The sequence below is a fragment of the Cellulomonas sp. genome, assembly GCF_015234515.1.
Taxonomy (GTDB): Bacteria; Actinomycetota; Actinomycetes; order Actinomycetales; family Cellulomonadaceae; genus Cellulomonas.
The window spans coordinates 81438-96408 of record NZ_JADGMY010000025.1 but is presented as its reverse complement, the minus strand read 5'-3'; the positions used below and the strand labels follow the sequence as shown (position 1 = coordinate 96408).

The following is a 14971-nucleotide window of genomic DNA, read 5'->3' as shown; positions in this document are numbered from 1 at the left end:
AGGGTCATGGAGGATGCGGCTATGAATCCGGACGAGTTCGTGTCTGCACTGGTGACTACGGTGTTCGATGCCGCAGTGCGGGACGTCGTCGAGGGGCTTGAGGCACGTCCGCCTGGGCGCAGGCCGCACGCTCGGTCGGTGGCCATGCACGAGTGGTTCGTGCGGCTGCCGGAGCGGGACCAGCGATTCGTCGTGGAAGCTGTCCGGGATGCGAGCCACAGCGCCCTCTTCGGGATGCTCTGCGTCCTCGACGGAGTGCGCCAGATAGATGATCCTCCGCACGTCGAGCTTGTCCTCACCGCGACCGACGAACAGGGCAGCCAGACTCTGAACGACGGCGAGGACCTGCACGACATCCTCAACGCCCACGTCCACCCGCCCTCCGAACCTTGGGCCAGCGAGTAGCGCGAAGCGGCCGGACGGAGCCAGCGTCACCGTGACGGGGTCGCTGGTCACGGCGTCGGGCGGCAGCGACTCACCTTGAGCGATCGGCATTCACCGCCGACGGCGGAAGTGATCGATCGGTGGTCGCTGGGGATTCGGACACGAAAGTGAGACGGCATCCGTCTCCCGCTCCTGTCACGGCGCAGGTCAGCGCGGCGGGCGACGGACAAGTTCGATGAGTTCCTACAGTGGCACTTCTGGCTGGTCCCATGACCTTCCTCGCCCAGGTCGTCTTCACGGGCGATCCCGTGTCGACGACACTGGCGACGTGGACGGTGCAGACGACGACAGACAGGGCGTGAGGCACCGCGACCCCGGGCTGACGGCTTACGAGCTCACCGCCGAGGACGTGCTCGTGACCTGCCCTTCCTGCCAGGGCTGCGCCAGGGTCGTCGTGACGTCACGGACCGACGAGTGGCTCGGGTCGTGGCCCCGCCGCCTCGTGTGCCCGCACTGCTCGTTGGTGCAGGAGCGTCCACCGCGGTCGGGGAGCGCGTGGGGTGGAGCGACCGACCCCTACTTCGGCGCTCCGCTGTGGCTGCAGGGTCCGTGCTGCGGCGGGCGGGTGCTGTGGGCCTACAACGAACGCCATCTCAGCGTGCTCCGCGCCCACGTCGCCGCGAAGCTGCGCGAGCGCCACCCGGACGACCTCGGCCCCTCGAGCATGCTCGAGCGCCTGCCGTCGTGGATCACCTCGGCGCAGCACCGCGAGGAGGTGGTGCGGACGATCGACCGTCTGCAGCGGCGTGTGCCTCCGAGGACTCGGACAGGCACGTGAGTCGGGTCCCTGCACGGCGACGAACCTGATCGATCAGCACGACTCCTCGACGACCAGCAGCGTGCGGCGCTGGTCGTCGCGGAACTCCCCCGTATCGAAGTCGGTGAAGTCGCCGGGATCACGAACCGCAGGCTCCTCGAGGTAGCGGCTCATCCGCTGCCACAACGCGTCCCGATCGGCCGGCTCGACCTCCGTCGGCGCATGTGGTCCGTAGAACAGCAGGACCCGGACCTCGGGCGAACCCAACAGGCGCCTCACCCGCTTGTCCGTGCACAGCCCGCCACGGCGCCGCCACCGCGTCCCGGCGGCATCGAGCCACACCCCGTCACGAATCGGCGACGGCCATTCACCGCCGTGTCCGGCAGGACTCGGCTCCGGGCGGTCGCTCTGCCCCGCCCGGCGCTCTCGCCGTTCCGGTCCCCTGCTCACCCCGCCATCGTGCCCACCCACGACCGACGTTCACCAGCGGGCCACCTGGATCAGGGAACAGGCACTCGCGGGGAGGTTCTGAGGATTCGGACAGGAAGCTGAGACGTCCGTCGTCTCACCCATCTGTCCACCCGCAGGTCATGACCACGCCACGCGGACAACTCCGCTGAGCTCCTACACCCCCTGTGGGATCTCATCTGAGTTGTCCCGATCTCACGGAGATGCCCACGGCGTGTCCCGATCTCACCTACTTGCCCCGGGAAGAGGCTCGAGGGCGTGGAGCTGAGCGTGGCTCGCGCCACGTACGTGGCTGCCGCCGGGGGCGAGCTCGGCGGCTCGACCCGAGCTAGTCCGCGCCGCCGTAGCCGTAGCGCTCCCACGCGGCCGTGCGCTCGGCGCCGCTCAGCCACACCACCCGGTAGCGGATCTCAGCCCTGGCCTCTCGAAAGTCGTCTGCCTCACCGCTCCGTACAGCCCGGAGCCAGCCGTTGCCGGCTGGATCCTCGATGATCCCGTCGCTCATCTGCGTGACGTCGTACGAGTGGGATCCGTCGACCATCGTCTGCATCCACTCGACGACCTCCTTCGGCATCGCCCACTCACGCCACCACAGGTGGCCGCGCACGAGACGGCTCGAGCGGTCCACCCGAAAGGCGATGTAGCCGACCGTCCTGCTCCCACACATCAGACGGGCGACTGAATTGCGGAAGGCGTCCAGCGATGGGTCGGCGGGCAGCGGGCCGCCGAAAGGTGGCTTCCACGGCGTCACGAGTGCTCCGAGCTGACGGCGCCGCCAAGACCTGTTGACGCAGCGGCGGATCGAGTCCCCGACCAGTGCGCGTCGCACGCGCACAGGCGGCGTCGATTCCTCACGATGATCAGCATGACGCGGACGGCGCGCCGGCGCGCCTACCGCTGAGGATCCGGACACGAAGGTGGGACAGCGGCCGTCTCACGCTCCTGTCAGGGCGCAGGTCACGACATCGGGCGGTGGACAAGTCTGGCGCGTTCCTACAGACGGCGGCGCCCGAGTGACGCTGTAGGAAGCCGCGATGACCCGGCGCGTTGCGTGCCTCGGCGACCGGATGGTGGCACTCAGCGTCTGCGGCCGGTCAGGTGGACGCTGCGCGCGCAGGACGCGCGACGACGCCAGACTGGCGCGGTGCCGAGCCGCCGTCGCACCCGTGTCCTGCTGATCGTCCTGACGGGGACGATCGTCGTCCTCGCGCTCGGGGCCGCGCTCGTCGAACGCGGCCTGGTGTGGCCGAACCGTCTGTTCGCGGCGCGCTACGACGTGCGGGGGGTCGACGTCTCGGCGTGGCAGGGAACCGTCGACTGGCCGACGATCGCCCGGCAGGACGTCGACTTCGCGTACGTGAAGGCCACCGAGGGCTCGTCGTTCGTCGACCGGGAGTTCGAGGCGAACCTGCGCGGGGCGCGGGAGGCCGGGCTGCTGGTCGGTGCGTACCACTTCTTCAGCTTCGAGAGCAGCGGCAGGGCGCAGGCGGAGCACGTGCTCGCGACGGTGCCGGACGACGAGGACCTGCTGCCCGTCGCGATCGACGTCGAGTACTACGGGACGTTCCACGCCCACCCCCCGGACGCGTCGCAGGTCCGCCCGGAGCTGACCGCGCTCATCGAGACCCTGCGTGACCACGGCATCGAGCCGGTCGTCTACGCGACCTCCAGCGCGTACGACCGGTACGTCGCCGGTCACTTCCCGGGCACGCCCATCTGGATCCGGTCCGTCGCCGTGCCGCCCACCCTGTCGGACGACCGGGCGTGGACCTTCTGGCAGTACTCGAACCGGGACCGCCTCGACGGGTACGACGGCGAGGAGTCGTTCATCGACATGAACGTCTTCGACGGCGACCTCGACGACCTGCGCGCCCTGCGGTAGGTCTGGCGGAGGGAGCGGACGGTCATCACCGCGGCCCACCCGGAGCACGGCATGAGTGGACGCGCGCGGACTACTTGTCGGAGACCGACACCGCGGGCATACCCCGCTCGGCCCGAGCGCGATCGACCAGCTCCTGCACGATTCTCGTCTTCGCAGCGTTGTACGCACCGAGCCCGGCGGACGCATCCTCGACGGCCAGGCGCTTCACCTCTTGGTAGCGGAGAGCATCCGTGGGATGCGCCAGCAGCCAGTCGCGGAAGAGACGCTGATTCACCTCATTCCATACCGCCGAGGCGAAGAAGTGAGCGATGTGAGTCCGGGTGCCATCCCGCTCGCGGAGCATCACGTCGTGCGTTCGTACGCTGCTGCCAGTTCGCCAGCCATCGCCCTCCAGCGCTGGCCGGTGTCGCTGGAAGTCGCGAGCGTCCTCGATGCGAACAGCAAGGTCGATGATCGGCTTGGATGACAGCCCCGGGATGGCGGTGGACCCGATGTGCTCGACGGTCCACTGCGGGTTGCCTACCTGCTTGAGGGATTCAGCCGCGGCCCTGAACCGGTCAGGCCATGACGGGTCGTAGGGCACAAGCACAGCCTGGACCCTACTGAATGCAGCCAGACATCCGGACCGCAGCCTGTTCGCCTCCGGGTGGGAACGCGCAACGCCCCAGCAAGCAGCTCATGGCCGCGATGGCCGTCGACACCCGGTCCGAGCTTCCCGGACTCTCGCTGAGGATTCGGACAGGTAGGTGAGACGCCACCCGTCTCACCTACCTGTCCGGCCACAGGTCACAGCGTCGGTGTCCGGACAACTCCGACGAGTTACTGCGACACGCGACTCGAACGCCTGCGGGCAAAGCCCGTAGGTTGCGACGCATGCGCTTCGAGGTGGACGCGATCCTGTTCGACATCGACGGGACGTTGGTCGACTCGACCGCGGCGGTCGGGCGCTCGTGGCGGGCATGGTCCGCGGGCCGCGGGATCGACGCCTCGAAGGTCCTCGCGGTCTGTCACGGGCGCCGCTCGGAGGACACGGTGGCCGAGTTCCTGCCCAGCGACCAGTGCGCCGCGGCGGTCGCTGAGCTCGAGCGGCTGGAGATGGCGGACCTCGATGAGGTGATCGCGCTCCCCGCCACGCGAGACGTCTTGTCGCGCCTCCCTTCCGATCGGTGGGCCGCGGTGACGTCGGGGTCGCAGCTGCTGATGCGTGCGCGGCTGGCCGCCGCCGGGCTGCCGGTGCCCGACGTGCTGGTCGCGGCAGAGGATGTCCGGCTGGGCAAGCCTGACCCGCAGGGATACCTGGACGCGGCCCGCCGGCTCGGCTTCAACCCTCGCCGGTGCCTCGTCGTGGAAGACGCACCAGCCGGCCTGGAGGCGGGACGTGCAGCAGGCGCGCACGTGCTCGGGGTGGCCACCACCCACCCGGTCAGCGACCTGAGCGCGGCGCACGTGGTCGTGCCCGACCTCGCGGCCTGCATCGTCGAGATGACTGTCGAGGGCCTGGTCATCAGCACGGCAGGCTGAGTCGACAGTACCTTCAGCGCTTCACTACCGGCCCTGACGTGTCCGCGCGCCACTGAGGATCTGGACGGGTCCTGCGACCCCCTCTGCGCGCTCGCCTCCTCGTGTCGATCAGCTGCGCCGCATGCCGAGGCGCAGCTGTTCGGACAGCTCGTGGAGGGAGCCCGCCGTGAAGGTCGGGTTCGCAGCCCGCCGGGGCACGCCGGCCCTTGCGGTTGATCCATGCCGTAGCCATCCCGAGCACCCGGGCACCACCGATGTCGGCGGACGGCGAGTCCCCGACGTGCAGGACCTCGTCGGGTCGCAGGCCCAGGGCGTCCAGGGCGAGCTCGAACGGTTCTGGGCGAGGCTTGTAGGCGCGGGCGTCCTCGCTCGTGACGACGGCGTCCACCGGCAGGTGGTGCAGGTCCAGCACCGCCTGCACGTCGTCCCGGTCGATGTTGGAGACCACGCACACGGGTACCCCGACCTGCTGCAGGAACGGCAGGCTGTCGGCGAAGACGGCAGGACGACGCCAGAACTCGAACTGGGGACGACAGAGGTCCTCCGCGTCGCCGCGCACGTCGAAGTGCTGCATCGTCTCCGCGAGCGTCTCGTGGCTGAGGGCCCGCTGCAGACGGAACGCGTCCCCGTGGGCTGCGCGGCAGGCCTCGCCGAACCGACGCCCCCACTCCTTCGCGACGACGCCGGGCTCGACACCGGCGAGCCCTGCGACGTGGGCGCAGATCGGCGCCAACACCTCGTCGTCCTCGCACACGAGGGTGCCGTACATGTCGAGGAGGAGGCCGCGGTACATGGGCCGCACGAGAGCGAGGCCCCGCCCTCGGCCCAGTCATACCGTCTCCTCGGCGCCGCGGCGCCTCGGCCGCGTGGGCGGGCGCAGCGTCACCCGCTTCGCGAGTCCTCGAGGTCGACTCCTGGAACGATGGGCAGGTGCCGCAGCCGCTCGCCGTCCCGGTCAGGACCCGCGAGTCGGTCAGCCGATGCCCGTTCCAGGCCGGAGAGGCTGACGCGATGCTCGACACGACGCCGGACCCGCTGAATCCCCCGGTCGTCGGGCACTCCAGTGCCCCTCCCCACCACGATGCCGGCACGGGTGCTCGGTGAGGGACGCGCGACGTCCGGTGATCGCCGCCGGGCGACGGCACTCCGTGGGCGTGCGCGTGGACGGATCCGTCGTTGCCGCGGGCGCCCCCGGATCGCTGGAGTGCTCCGTCGGTGCGTGGTCCGACATCGTGTCGGTCGCGGTCGGCAACGTGCACACGGCACCGAACACGGGACGCTCGCACACTGTGGGCCTGCGTACCGACGGGACGGTTGTCGCGGTCGGTTGGGACAAGGACGGCCAGTGTGACGTCGCCGGCTGGGCGGACGTGGTGTTCGTCGCCGCCGGCTGGCGGCGCACGCTGGGCGTCCGTGCGAGTGGCACCGTGCTCGCCGCGGGTCGCGCGCGCGAAGGCGCGTGCCAGGTCGATGAGTGGGAGGAGATCGTCGCCGCCGCGGCGGGAGACTGGCATTCCGTGGGCCTGCGGGCAGATGGCACGGTCACTGCCGTGGGGAACAACCGCAGAGGACAGTGCGAGGTCAGCGGATGGCGCGGCATCACCTCGGTCTCGGCCGGCTACCTGCACACCGTCGCCGTCACCGGGACGGGCCGGGTGCACGCCGCCGGCGACCGCAGTGCCGGCGCCGCGGAGGTGATGGACTGGCGCGACGTGGTCGCGGTGTCGGCGGGCAGCCACCACACCGCAGGGGTCGACACCCGAGGACGGGTCGTGGCCGCCGGGGACAACAGCCACGGGCAGTGCGACACCGCCTCCTGGCGTGACGTGGTGGCCGTCGCGGCCGGGTCGACGCACACCATCGGCCTACGAGCGGATGGGACTGTCCTCGCCGCCGGCGACAACGATGGCGGCCGGTGCGATGTCGCGGGCTGGCACGTCCGGGCTCGGTGAGCGAACCGGGCCCTGCTGCGCGCTAGTCGTCCCACGAGCGGCCGTGCCACCACCCGTCACCGGGGCTGAGCGACCACGTCGGGACGGTCGCCGCCTCGAAGCGTGCGTCGAGCGGGCGGACGGCGGCCGAGACGCGCCGGCCCCGTCGTCCGCCCCGGCGGATCACCGCCTCCAGGCGGTCGCGCGCCTCGAGCCCGAAGTACCCGCCGCAGGCGGGGCACTCGCACTCGAACGGCGCGGTCGGCGCGGCGCTCTCGGCGAGGTGGACCAGCTTGGTCCAGGCGTCGAGGTACTCCTTGACCGCGCTGGGGCGGCGGGGGCGCCGCGGACGGCGCTGGGGCGCGCTCAACGCGCGGAGGGCGCTCCGATCGGGAGGCGCCGCGGATCGTGATTCATGTGGGACGCCGTGACGTGGCGTGGCCGGTGCGTGCCGGATGGGGCAGCGTCACCGTAGCGGATGGTCGGCGGCCCCGGGCGGCTCCAGCGCGGGTTCGAGGTCGAGACCGTCGTGGCGCAGTGCGTCGGCGAGATCCGACGAGTCCTCACGGGAGCTCCGCTGGATCAGTCGAACTCCACCGCCGTGTCCCGGGGGTACTGGCCGCCGGCGAGCTTCACCAGCTGCGCGTGCGCGTACTCGCAGACGAGCGCGTGGCGGTACACCATGCGCGGCACGTCGACGTTCGAGTCCATCCACAGGCTCATGCCGGCGAGCTTCCAGTGCCGGAAGGCGTCGTCGCCGGTGATGACGGCGAGGATCTCGAGGAAGGAGTCGTCGAATCGCATCGAGTGCACCGCTCGGCGGTACTCCTCCGAGCTGAGCGCCAGCGAGAACGGGATGTTCATGAAGCACAGCGCCGTCTGGATGTCGAGGCGGACCAGTCGCCGGCGGTGCCGCTCGGCGTCGAGCGGCGGGATGTCGAGCTGACGGAAGTCGAGCGGGTCACGGGCGACGAGCGGCACGACGTCCAGCGCGATGAGCACGTCGTACACGTTGACGTCGTGCTCGACGACGGCCTGGTCGCCCAGCTCGGACAACGACTCGGGACGCAGCGTGACGGGCTCGATGCCCACCGGGGTGTTGCGGATGATGAAGTTCACCAGGTTCGTCTCGATGACGAAGTGGCGCAGCAGCAGGTCCACGGCGTCGGGTGACACGCACCGCCGCAGGAACCAGACGCAGAGGAAGTCCATCGTCCCCAGCGGCATCCACCGGAAGGGCAGGACGCGCTTCAGCACGCGGATGATCGTGACGAGCACCCGCGAGAGCACCATCGCGATCGGGTAGAGCCAGCGCCGGGACGGACGTCGCTGGTCGTCGATGATCTGCCGGACCACCGACCGGTCGAGCGGGACCGAGGGGTCGGCGAAGATCGCCTCCCACATGCTCGGGTCGGAGCGGACGAACTCCGCCACGTCAGCGATCCAGCTCTTCGAGCTGCAGCGCGTAGAGCCGGGCGACGACCTGCGCGCACCGCACGATCTCGTCGGCGGTCGCGTCGTCGATGAGGCCGGACGTCAGGATCGCCTCCATGTCACCGGTGTGCGCGCCGTCCGCCTCCTGGTGGTACGTCATGAAGTGGACCTGGTTGTCGGCGAGGCCGAGCACCTCCTGGAACCGGGCCGCCCACTGCGCCGCGCGGCGAGCGCCCAGGCCCTCGATGACGAACATCGCCCCGAACAGACCCGCAGGGTTCGGCTTGCTCGCATAGGTGAAGAGGTAGCCCGAGAGGGCCTCCGAGCCGACGTTCTTGCGACCGGCACGCAGCTCCTGGCGCGACCCACCGAGCGCGACGTAGTCGGCCTCGAGCAGGAAGTGGTCCCGGTGCTCCTCCTCGGCGTGCTTGATCGCCGCCGCGCGCAGCTCGAAGTGGTCGATGTCGAAGTTCGAGGCCGCACGCGCGATCCACAGCGAGCCGTCGATGACCTGCTGGCGCAGGTTGAACAGCAGCCGCATGTAGTCCTCGAGCGTGACGGTGCCGTCGTCGAGGCGCTGCAGCACGGGCACCTTGGCCAGGTGGTCCTCGAGCTCGAGCCAGACGTCGCCGAGGCGCTCGAGGAGCGAGGCGCCCGCGGGGTCGGTCCCGTCGGCCGTCGAGGGGACGGTCGAGGTGGCACTGGTCATGACGATGCTCCTTGCGGGCGGGTCGGGGCGACGACGGTGAGCTGGGCGAAGGCGAACGAGAAGCGGCCGGACTCCGGCACGGCGAGCAGGACGGTCTCCCCCGGCTGGAACCGACCCGTGCGCACCGCCTCCTCCAGTGCGATGAAGATGCTGGCCGACCCGGTGTTGCCGCGGGTCTCGAGGTTGGAGAACCACCGGTCGGTGTCGAGGGAGGGGATGCGACGACGCAGCGCGTCGAACGCGACGTCCCGGAAGACGTTGGTGCTGTAGTGGCAGATGACGTGGTCGAGGTGGCGGACGTCGACCAGCCCGATGTCCACGAGCTCCTCGAACTGCGCGATCCCGGCCTGCGCGAGGTCGTCGAGCATGCCGACGTCCTGCCGCAGGACGAACATCCCTGCGGCCTGCGCGTCCGCGAGGGCGACGTCCTGCCAGGTGCCGCCGACGTGGGTCTCGTCACCGCTCATGCCGGCGCGCATGCACACGGCGTGGTCGTGAGCGAGCGACACCTGACGGATCCAGTCGACCCGGAACGAGAGCCTCGTGGGGTGCGGCTGGAACTCGACGACGACGGCCCCCGCCCCGTCGGAGAGCATCCACCGCAGGAAGTGCGCGTCCATGCCGGCGCGGACCCCCTCGTACCGACGCTGCCGCAGGCTGCGGCTCGGCAGCTCGGAGGCCACGACCGCCCCGCGCGGGTGGTCGCCGAGCCGGACCTTGCTGACCACTGCATCCAGCGCTGCCATGCTCGAGGCGCAGACGCCCGACGCGGACAGCAGCTGCATCGGTCCGCCGCCGAGCCGACCGTGCACCATGTTGGCGAAGCCGGGCACGAGCACGTCGCCCATGGTCGTCGCGGTCGCCAGCATCCTCAGGTCTGATGCCTGGATGCCGCGATCATCGAGCGCCGCGTCGAGCGCCTTGACCGCGAGCTCCTCGTTGAGCTCGGTGGGTTCGCCCTGCTCGTCCAGGGCGTAGTGCCGCTGCCTGATGCCGTTGGACGCCAGGATGCTGCCGCGGATGCGTGCGGTGACGGCATCGTCTCCACCGAGCCGAGCCGCCATGCCGTCGTTGTCCACCGGAGGACCGGGCAGGTAGCGACCGAAGCCCGTCAGGTACGCGCGCGCGGTCGTCATGGCGGGAGCCTAGGTGCGGAGCACCACTGCGGGGGCCCGCTGCCCGGGTGACGCGTCAGGGCGTCAGGACGTCGGTGGCGCGCCGCGCGTCCGTGCCTGATAGCGCTCGGGAGCCTGGACAAGGGGGCGGACCGCCGGGCCGCGCGGAGTGCGACGCGTGGACCGTCAGGACCGAGGGGTGTCGCACGTCTCATAGCCTCGTTCGCGTCGCAGGCGACAGGCTGACCCGATGAGCACACCCGACGCGTCGGACGGCCTGGCCGAACAGCTCGCCAAGCTGTTCGTCAGGTACGACCCGCTGGAGCCGTGGTTGACCGAGAGCAACTACGACGACTCCTACTGGGACAAGGAAGCGCTCATGCTCGCGGGTCGGCTCGCCGACGCCCGCTCGGTCGGTGACGTGCGCGATCTCATCCTCGCGGTGCTCTCCGTGCCCTTCCCGAGCTCGCGCGTCGATGGCGGGTTGCTTCGTGGCGACAACATCGACGCCCTTGCCGAGGCGTCATGGCACCTCCTCTGCTTCCGCTCCGACATGTGACGGACCCCGCGCGTCCACAGTGCCGCCCCACCCCGCACCTCATCGTTTGTGTCGATCGCACGCCCCACGACCCCGTGCCAGAGTTGGCCGAACGAGTCGCGTGAACGTTCACAACGACGTGGAGTCGCGCCGCGCGGCCAGCTCCAGGAGGCAGACGACATGCACCGAATGGCCCGACCGCTGCTGCTCGCCGTCACGCTCTGCGTCGCACTGGCCGGAGGGGTCGCGACCCAGTCCGCGCCTGCCTCCGCCGAGAGCAACGGGGGCACCCGCGTGATGCCCCTGGGCGACTCGATCACGGAGGGCATCGGCATGTCCGGAGGCGGCGGCTACCGCGTCGGCCTCTGGCAGCGCCTCGCCCAGGGCGGCTACACCACGGACTTCGTCGGGTCGGGCTTCAACGGGCCGTCGAGCCTGTGGGACCACGACCACGAGGGGCACTCCGGCTGGAGGATCGACCAGATCGACGCCAACGTCGTCAACTGGGTGCGCACGTACCAGCCGCGCAGCGTGCTGCTGCACATCGGCACCAACGACATCAGCCAGAACCGCGACCTGGCGAACGCACCGAACCGGCTCGCGGGGGTCATCGACAAGATCACCAGCACGTCGCCGCAGACCGACGTCTTCGTCGCGACCCTCATCCCGGTCTCGTACGCGGACTCGCAGGTGCGGGCCTACAACTCCGCCATCCCCGGCATCGTGTCGAGCAGGGCCGCGGCCGGCAAGCGCGTGCACCTCGTCGACATGTACCGGGCGGTCAGCCTCTCCGACCTGCCCGACGGCGTGCACCCCAACGCGAGCGGCTACGACAAGATGGCGGCCGTCTGGTACGCCGCACTGCGCGCCGTGCCGGGGAGCATCGGCAACCCGTCCGGGGGCACGACCCCCACTCCCACTCCCACGCCGACCCCTACCCCGACGCCCAGCCCGACCTCCAACCCCGGCCCGGTGGACACCTCGGCCTGGTACACGCTCGTCAACCGCAACAGCGGCAAGGCCATCGACGTGTACAACCTGTCCACCGCGGACGGCGCGCGCATCACCCAGTGGTCCCGCAACGGCGGCAACCAGCAGCAGTGGCAGTTCGTCAGCACGGGCAACGGCTACTACCAGCTGAAGTCGCGGCTGTCGGGCAAGGTCCTCGACGTCAGCGGGAACTCGACCGCCGACGGCGCGGCGATCCAGCAGTACGGCCCCCACGGCGGCAACAACCAGCAGTTCAGCATCCAGACGATCGACGGGTACGTCCAGCTGATCAACCGGAACAGCGGCAAGGCCGTCGAGGTGCAGGGCGCCGCCACCAGCGACGGTGGGAACATCGTCCAGTACTCCGACTGGAACGGCACCAACCAGCAGTGGCAGCTGCTCAAGGTGGGCTGAGCCTGCGCGTCACCGAGTCCCGGGCGATCTGCGCCCCGGTACCCGCCCATGCCGGGCGCCGCCGCTGCTAGGTTGCCCGGTCATGCAGCACGTCGACTGGTCGGTCCTGGAGCACTCGCACGGTCCGGCGACCGACACCCCGGGCCACCTCCACGCCCTCGAGCACAGTCCCAGCGAGGCCGCCCGCGAGGCGGCCGTGGGGCATCTCTGGAGCTCGATCCTCCACCAGGGGGCGGTGCTCAGCGCCGGCCCGCCGGCCATCCGGGTGGTGACGACGCTGCTGGCGGAGGGACGGGCGCACCCGGACACCGTCGAGGGGATCGTGGGGTTCCTCGAGAGCACCGCGTGGTGCATGGACGACTGGATCCAGCAGGGCTCCCAGGCGCGGATGCTCCCGCTCGTGGTCGACGCCCTGGTGGAGGGGTACCCGGCGGTCAGGACGCTGGTGGAGACCTCCTTACCCGACGACGCCTACCTGTACGCGAGGCTGCTCGGGGCGATCGCCCTCCTGCCGCCCCTCGCGGACCGGCGCGAGGAGGCCGCCGCCCTCGTCCGCACGGCGATGGACCGCAGCACCGAGCCCCGGCAGGAGTTCGTCGACATCCTCGCGGATCTCGGTGCGGACGTGCGTGACCTCCTCGACGACCCGGACCCCGTCGCCCGGGCTCGGGCCGCGCTCGTCCACCAGGACGACCCGCAAGCCCGGCAGGTGATCCTCGACCTGCTGGGCGGCCCACCGGTCGAGCGCCTCCCCACCGCCCGGCTCGTGCTCGCGGCGCTCCGGTTCCGCCCGAGCTCCGAGGAGATCGCCCCGGCGGCGTGCGACTTCGTCAGGAACAACTCCTACGTCGTGGTGGACGGCTGGGGCGCCGTGACCCGCTTCGCCTTCCCGGAGCCGCACGGCCCGGACCACCCCCTGAGCGACTCCCAGCGGGCCCTGCTCGAGGCCCTCGTCGAGACCGACCGTGTCTGGTCGTCCGGGGACGACGAGGCGCGCCGGGTCCTCGAGGACTGCGGCCTCCCCCGGGACCGGGAGGAGTGCCGCGCGCTCGTGACATGACACCCCTGTCCGCGTCGTGGCTCGCTGATACTGAGGAGCCGGTGCCGGACCACGCGACCGGTGGGTCCGACGACGAGGTCCCCGTGGCCGACGCACCCGGGCCGTTCGAGCCTCGTCCCTCCGGGGCGTACCTGATCGGCGGCGAGGCCCGGCGGACGATCTCGACGAGCTCGGCGTGCCCTCGCCCGCCGCGTACGCGGCGGATCCCCCGACGGCTCCGCTGACACCGTGCGGCCTCGTCGACGTCGAATCATCTTTGCGCCTCCACCAACCACGGATAGCCTCCCGCGGTGCTCATCGTCCCCCGCTCCCGGCTGACCGACCCGGACCGGGAGGTGCGCGTCGAGGCCGTCCGCGCGCTCATCACACTCGTCGGCTACGGCGACGACGAGGCACGCGAGATGCTGCGGGAGATGGTGACGCACTACCGCGACTTCGACGCCGAGATCCTCGGGTGGGCGGTCACCTGCGTGGGGGAGTTCGGTGACGAGGAACTGTCCGGGCCCTTGCTGGCGGCTCTGACCGACCGGGACCACGGCAGCGAGTACTGGGCGGCGGTGGCCTGCGGACGGTTGGGCATCCGAGCGGCCGAGCCGCTGCTGATCCCCCTCCTCGACCACCCGCTCGGGTGGCTTCGCGGTGACGTCTGCCGCGCCCTCGGTGAGATCGGCGCCACGACCGCGGTCCACACCCTGGTCGCGTGCCTGGACGACCCGGAGGAGTACGTCCGGCAGACAGCCGCCGAGGCGCTGACCGAGCTCCGGACCGCCGAGGCGGTCGAGGGGCTGTTCTCGGCCCTCCACGCCCGCCGCCACCGTCGCCTCCACTACCTCGCTGAGGCGCTGGCGAGGTGCGGCCCGGACACCCACGACCGACTCCTCGACGCCACCGCGTGCGAGGACCCGGAGATCCGCTTCTGGGCGGCGAGAGCTCTCGGTCAGGCCAGGGCGCTCGGGACGATCGAGGACGCACGCGTCGAGCAGGTGCTGACCCTACTGACCGACGACCACGCGACGACTCCGACGGGCGCGAAGGTGAGCACGGCGGCCAGGAGGGCTCTGAAGCCGCCGCGACGGCGCCGCGAGGACTCCCATGTCCCCGATCTCTCCTGACGTCAGTCCTGGGTCGGGACGCCGTTCCCAACGGCGGGAGGGTGGGTGCGGTCGTACTGGGCGATGAACCGCCCGAGCTCACCCGTGTTGCGCCAACCCACCCAGGCGTTGAGCACGAGGCTGAGCGCGATCAACCACCAGTAGCCGAGCCCATCACCGATCGTCATCCAGATGGCCGCGATGACGCCGGCGACGGCGACTGCTGTGACGGCGGCACGGTAGGCCACCGTGTGCCGGACGAGCCAGAGCTGATGGCGCGTAGGTGGCACATCGCGATCCGCGGGCATGGTCCGATCATCGAACCACCCGGGTCTGTTCTGGTCGACACCGATGCGGGCGCACGTCGCCTACGAGAGGCGCAGCTGCGACCACAGGCCGTGGAGGGAACTCGCCGTGAAAGCCGGTTTGCAGCCGGTTGGCGCTTGCCGGCCCTCGCGGTTGATCCACGCCGTGTCGATCCCGAGCGCACCGGCGCCGCCGTCGGCAGACGCCGAGTCCCCCACGTGCAGGACCTCGTCGACCTGCATCCCCAGAGCGCTCAGGGCGAGCTCGAAGGTACTCGGTCGGGCTCTCGGCGAGGCGGCCAAGGCGTGGGG

At 70.8% G+C, this 14971-nt stretch carries 18 protein-coding genes and 1 pseudogene; 10 read left to right on the top strand and 9 right to left on the bottom strand.

Features of this window, described 5'->3' with window-relative positions:
- Window positions 1-21 precede the first annotated feature (21 nt).
- Window positions 22-405, top strand: coding sequence for a hypothetical protein (locus IR158_RS12680; protein WP_291813568.1), 384 nt, complete (start codon window positions 22-24; stop codon window positions 403-405).
- 337 nt (window positions 406-742) lie between these two features.
- Window positions 743-1222: a hypothetical protein gene (locus IR158_RS12675; protein ID WP_291813567.1), complete on the top strand. Its 480-nt coding sequence runs from the start codon at window positions 743-745 to the stop codon at window positions 1220-1222.
- Window positions 1223-1255: 33 nt separating this feature from the next.
- On the opposite strand, the gene IR158_RS12670 is transcribed toward IR158_RS12675, so the two are convergent.
- Together IR158_RS12670 and IR158_RS12665 are read right to left on the bottom strand one after the other, a co-directional pair.
- Window positions 1256-1651, bottom strand: coding sequence for a hypothetical protein (locus IR158_RS12670; RefSeq protein WP_291813565.1), 396 nt, complete (start codon window positions 1649-1651; stop codon window positions 1256-1258).
- A 346-nt stretch (window positions 1652-1997) separates the two neighbouring features.
- On the bottom strand, window positions 1998-2297 hold the full coding sequence (locus IR158_RS12665; protein ID WP_291813563.1) for a hypothetical protein: 300 nt from the start codon (window positions 2295-2297) through the stop codon (window positions 1998-2000).
- 516 nt (window positions 2298-2813) lie between these two features.
- Between IR158_RS12665 and IR158_RS12660 the strand changes: the two genes are divergently transcribed.
- On the top strand, window positions 2814-3551 hold the full coding sequence (locus tag IR158_RS12660) for a GH25 family lysozyme (RefSeq protein ID WP_291813561.1): 738 nt from the start codon (window positions 2814-2816) through the stop codon (window positions 3549-3551).
- A gap of 70 nt (window positions 3552-3621) precedes the next feature.
- Here the strand turns inward: IR158_RS12660 and IR158_RS12655 are convergent, their stop codons facing one another.
- Window positions 3622-4134 carry a GrpB family protein gene (locus IR158_RS12655; protein WP_291813559.1) on the bottom strand — a complete coding sequence of 171 codons (513 nt, stop codon included), beginning with the start codon at window positions 4132-4134 and terminating at the stop codon, window positions 3622-3624.
- A 290-nt stretch (window positions 4135-4424) separates the two neighbouring features.
- On the opposite strand from IR158_RS12655, the gene IR158_RS12650 reads away from it, so the two are divergent.
- Window positions 4425-5072 (top strand): HAD-IA family hydrolase, encoded by a 648-nt coding sequence (locus IR158_RS12650; RefSeq protein ID WP_291813557.1) that lies wholly within the window; start codon window positions 4425-4427, stop codon window positions 5070-5072.
- Window positions 5073-5085: 13 nt separating this feature from the next.
- On the opposite strand, the gene IR158_RS12645 is transcribed toward IR158_RS12650, so the two are convergent.
- Window positions 5086-5865: an HAD family hydrolase gene (locus IR158_RS12645; RefSeq protein ID WP_291813555.1), complete on the bottom strand. Its 780-nt coding sequence runs from the start codon at window positions 5863-5865 to the stop codon at window positions 5086-5088.
- A gap of 307 nt (window positions 5866-6172) precedes the next feature.
- Between IR158_RS12645 and IR158_RS19365 the strand changes: the two are divergent.
- A pseudogene (locus tag IR158_RS19365) lies at window positions 6173-6409 on the top strand (chromosome condensation regulator); the annotation flags it as partial.
- Window positions 6410-6442: 33 nt separating this feature from the next.
- Entirely contained in the window at window positions 6443-7024 is a 582-nt protein-coding gene (locus tag IR158_RS12640) for a hypothetical protein (protein WP_291813553.1), read from the top strand.
- A gap of 22 nt (window positions 7025-7046) precedes the next feature.
- Here the strand turns inward: IR158_RS12640 and IR158_RS12635 are convergent, their stop codons facing one another.
- From IR158_RS12635 to IR158_RS12620, 4 genes are all read right to left on the bottom strand, one after another.
- On the bottom strand, window positions 7047-7373 hold the full coding sequence (locus IR158_RS12635; protein ID WP_291813551.1) for a hypothetical protein: 327 nt from the start codon (window positions 7371-7373) through the stop codon (window positions 7047-7049).
- A gap of 212 nt (window positions 7374-7585) precedes the next feature.
- Window positions 7586-8437 (bottom strand): hypothetical protein, encoded by an 852-nt coding sequence (locus IR158_RS12630; RefSeq protein ID WP_291813549.1) that lies wholly within the window; start codon window positions 8435-8437, stop codon window positions 7586-7588.
- Window position 8438: 1 nt separating this feature from the next.
- Window positions 8439-9146 (bottom strand): iron-containing redox enzyme family protein, encoded by a 708-nt coding sequence (locus IR158_RS12625; RefSeq protein WP_291813547.1) that lies wholly within the window; start codon window positions 9144-9146, stop codon window positions 8439-8441.
- The gene (locus tag IR158_RS12620; RefSeq protein ID WP_291813545.1) at window positions 9143-10282 is read right to left on the bottom strand and encodes a 3-oxoacyl-[acyl-carrier-protein] synthase III C-terminal domain-containing protein; all 1140 of its coding nucleotides are present in this window, start codon (window positions 10280-10282) and stop codon (window positions 9143-9145) included. The genes IR158_RS12625 and IR158_RS12620 overlap by 4 nt, the downstream gene beginning before the upstream one ends.
- Before the next feature lie 229 nt (window positions 10283-10511).
- Here IR158_RS12620 and IR158_RS12615 point away from each other — a divergent pair, with 229 nt between their 5' ends.
- The 4 genes from IR158_RS12615 to IR158_RS12600 all read left to right on the top strand — a co-directional run bounded on the left by IR158_RS12615 (window position 10512) and on the right by IR158_RS12600 (window position 14375).
- A complete protein-coding gene (locus tag IR158_RS12615) occupies window positions 10512-10820 on the top strand; it encodes a hypothetical protein (protein WP_291813543.1) in 309 nt (102 codons plus the stop codon).
- Window positions 10821-10979: 159 nt separating this feature from the next.
- A complete protein-coding gene (locus tag IR158_RS12610; RefSeq protein WP_291813541.1) occupies window positions 10980-12203 on the top strand; it encodes an RICIN domain-containing protein in 1224 nt (407 codons plus the stop codon).
- Between the two features lie 82 nt (window positions 12204-12285).
- Window positions 12286-13263, top strand: a complete 978-nt coding sequence (locus tag IR158_RS12605; protein WP_291813539.1) for a hypothetical protein — start codon at window positions 12286-12288, stop codon at window positions 13261-13263.
- A 290-nt stretch (window positions 13264-13553) separates the two neighbouring features.
- A complete protein-coding gene (locus tag IR158_RS12600) occupies window positions 13554-14375 on the top strand; it encodes a HEAT repeat domain-containing protein (protein ID WP_291813536.1) in 822 nt (273 codons plus the stop codon).
- 2 nt (window positions 14376-14377) lie between these two features.
- On the opposite strand, the gene IR158_RS12595 is transcribed toward IR158_RS12600, so the two are convergent.
- Window positions 14378-14662, bottom strand: coding sequence for a hypothetical protein (locus IR158_RS12595; RefSeq protein ID WP_291813534.1), 285 nt, complete (start codon window positions 14660-14662; stop codon window positions 14378-14380).
- Window positions 14663-14971 lie beyond the last annotated feature (309 nt).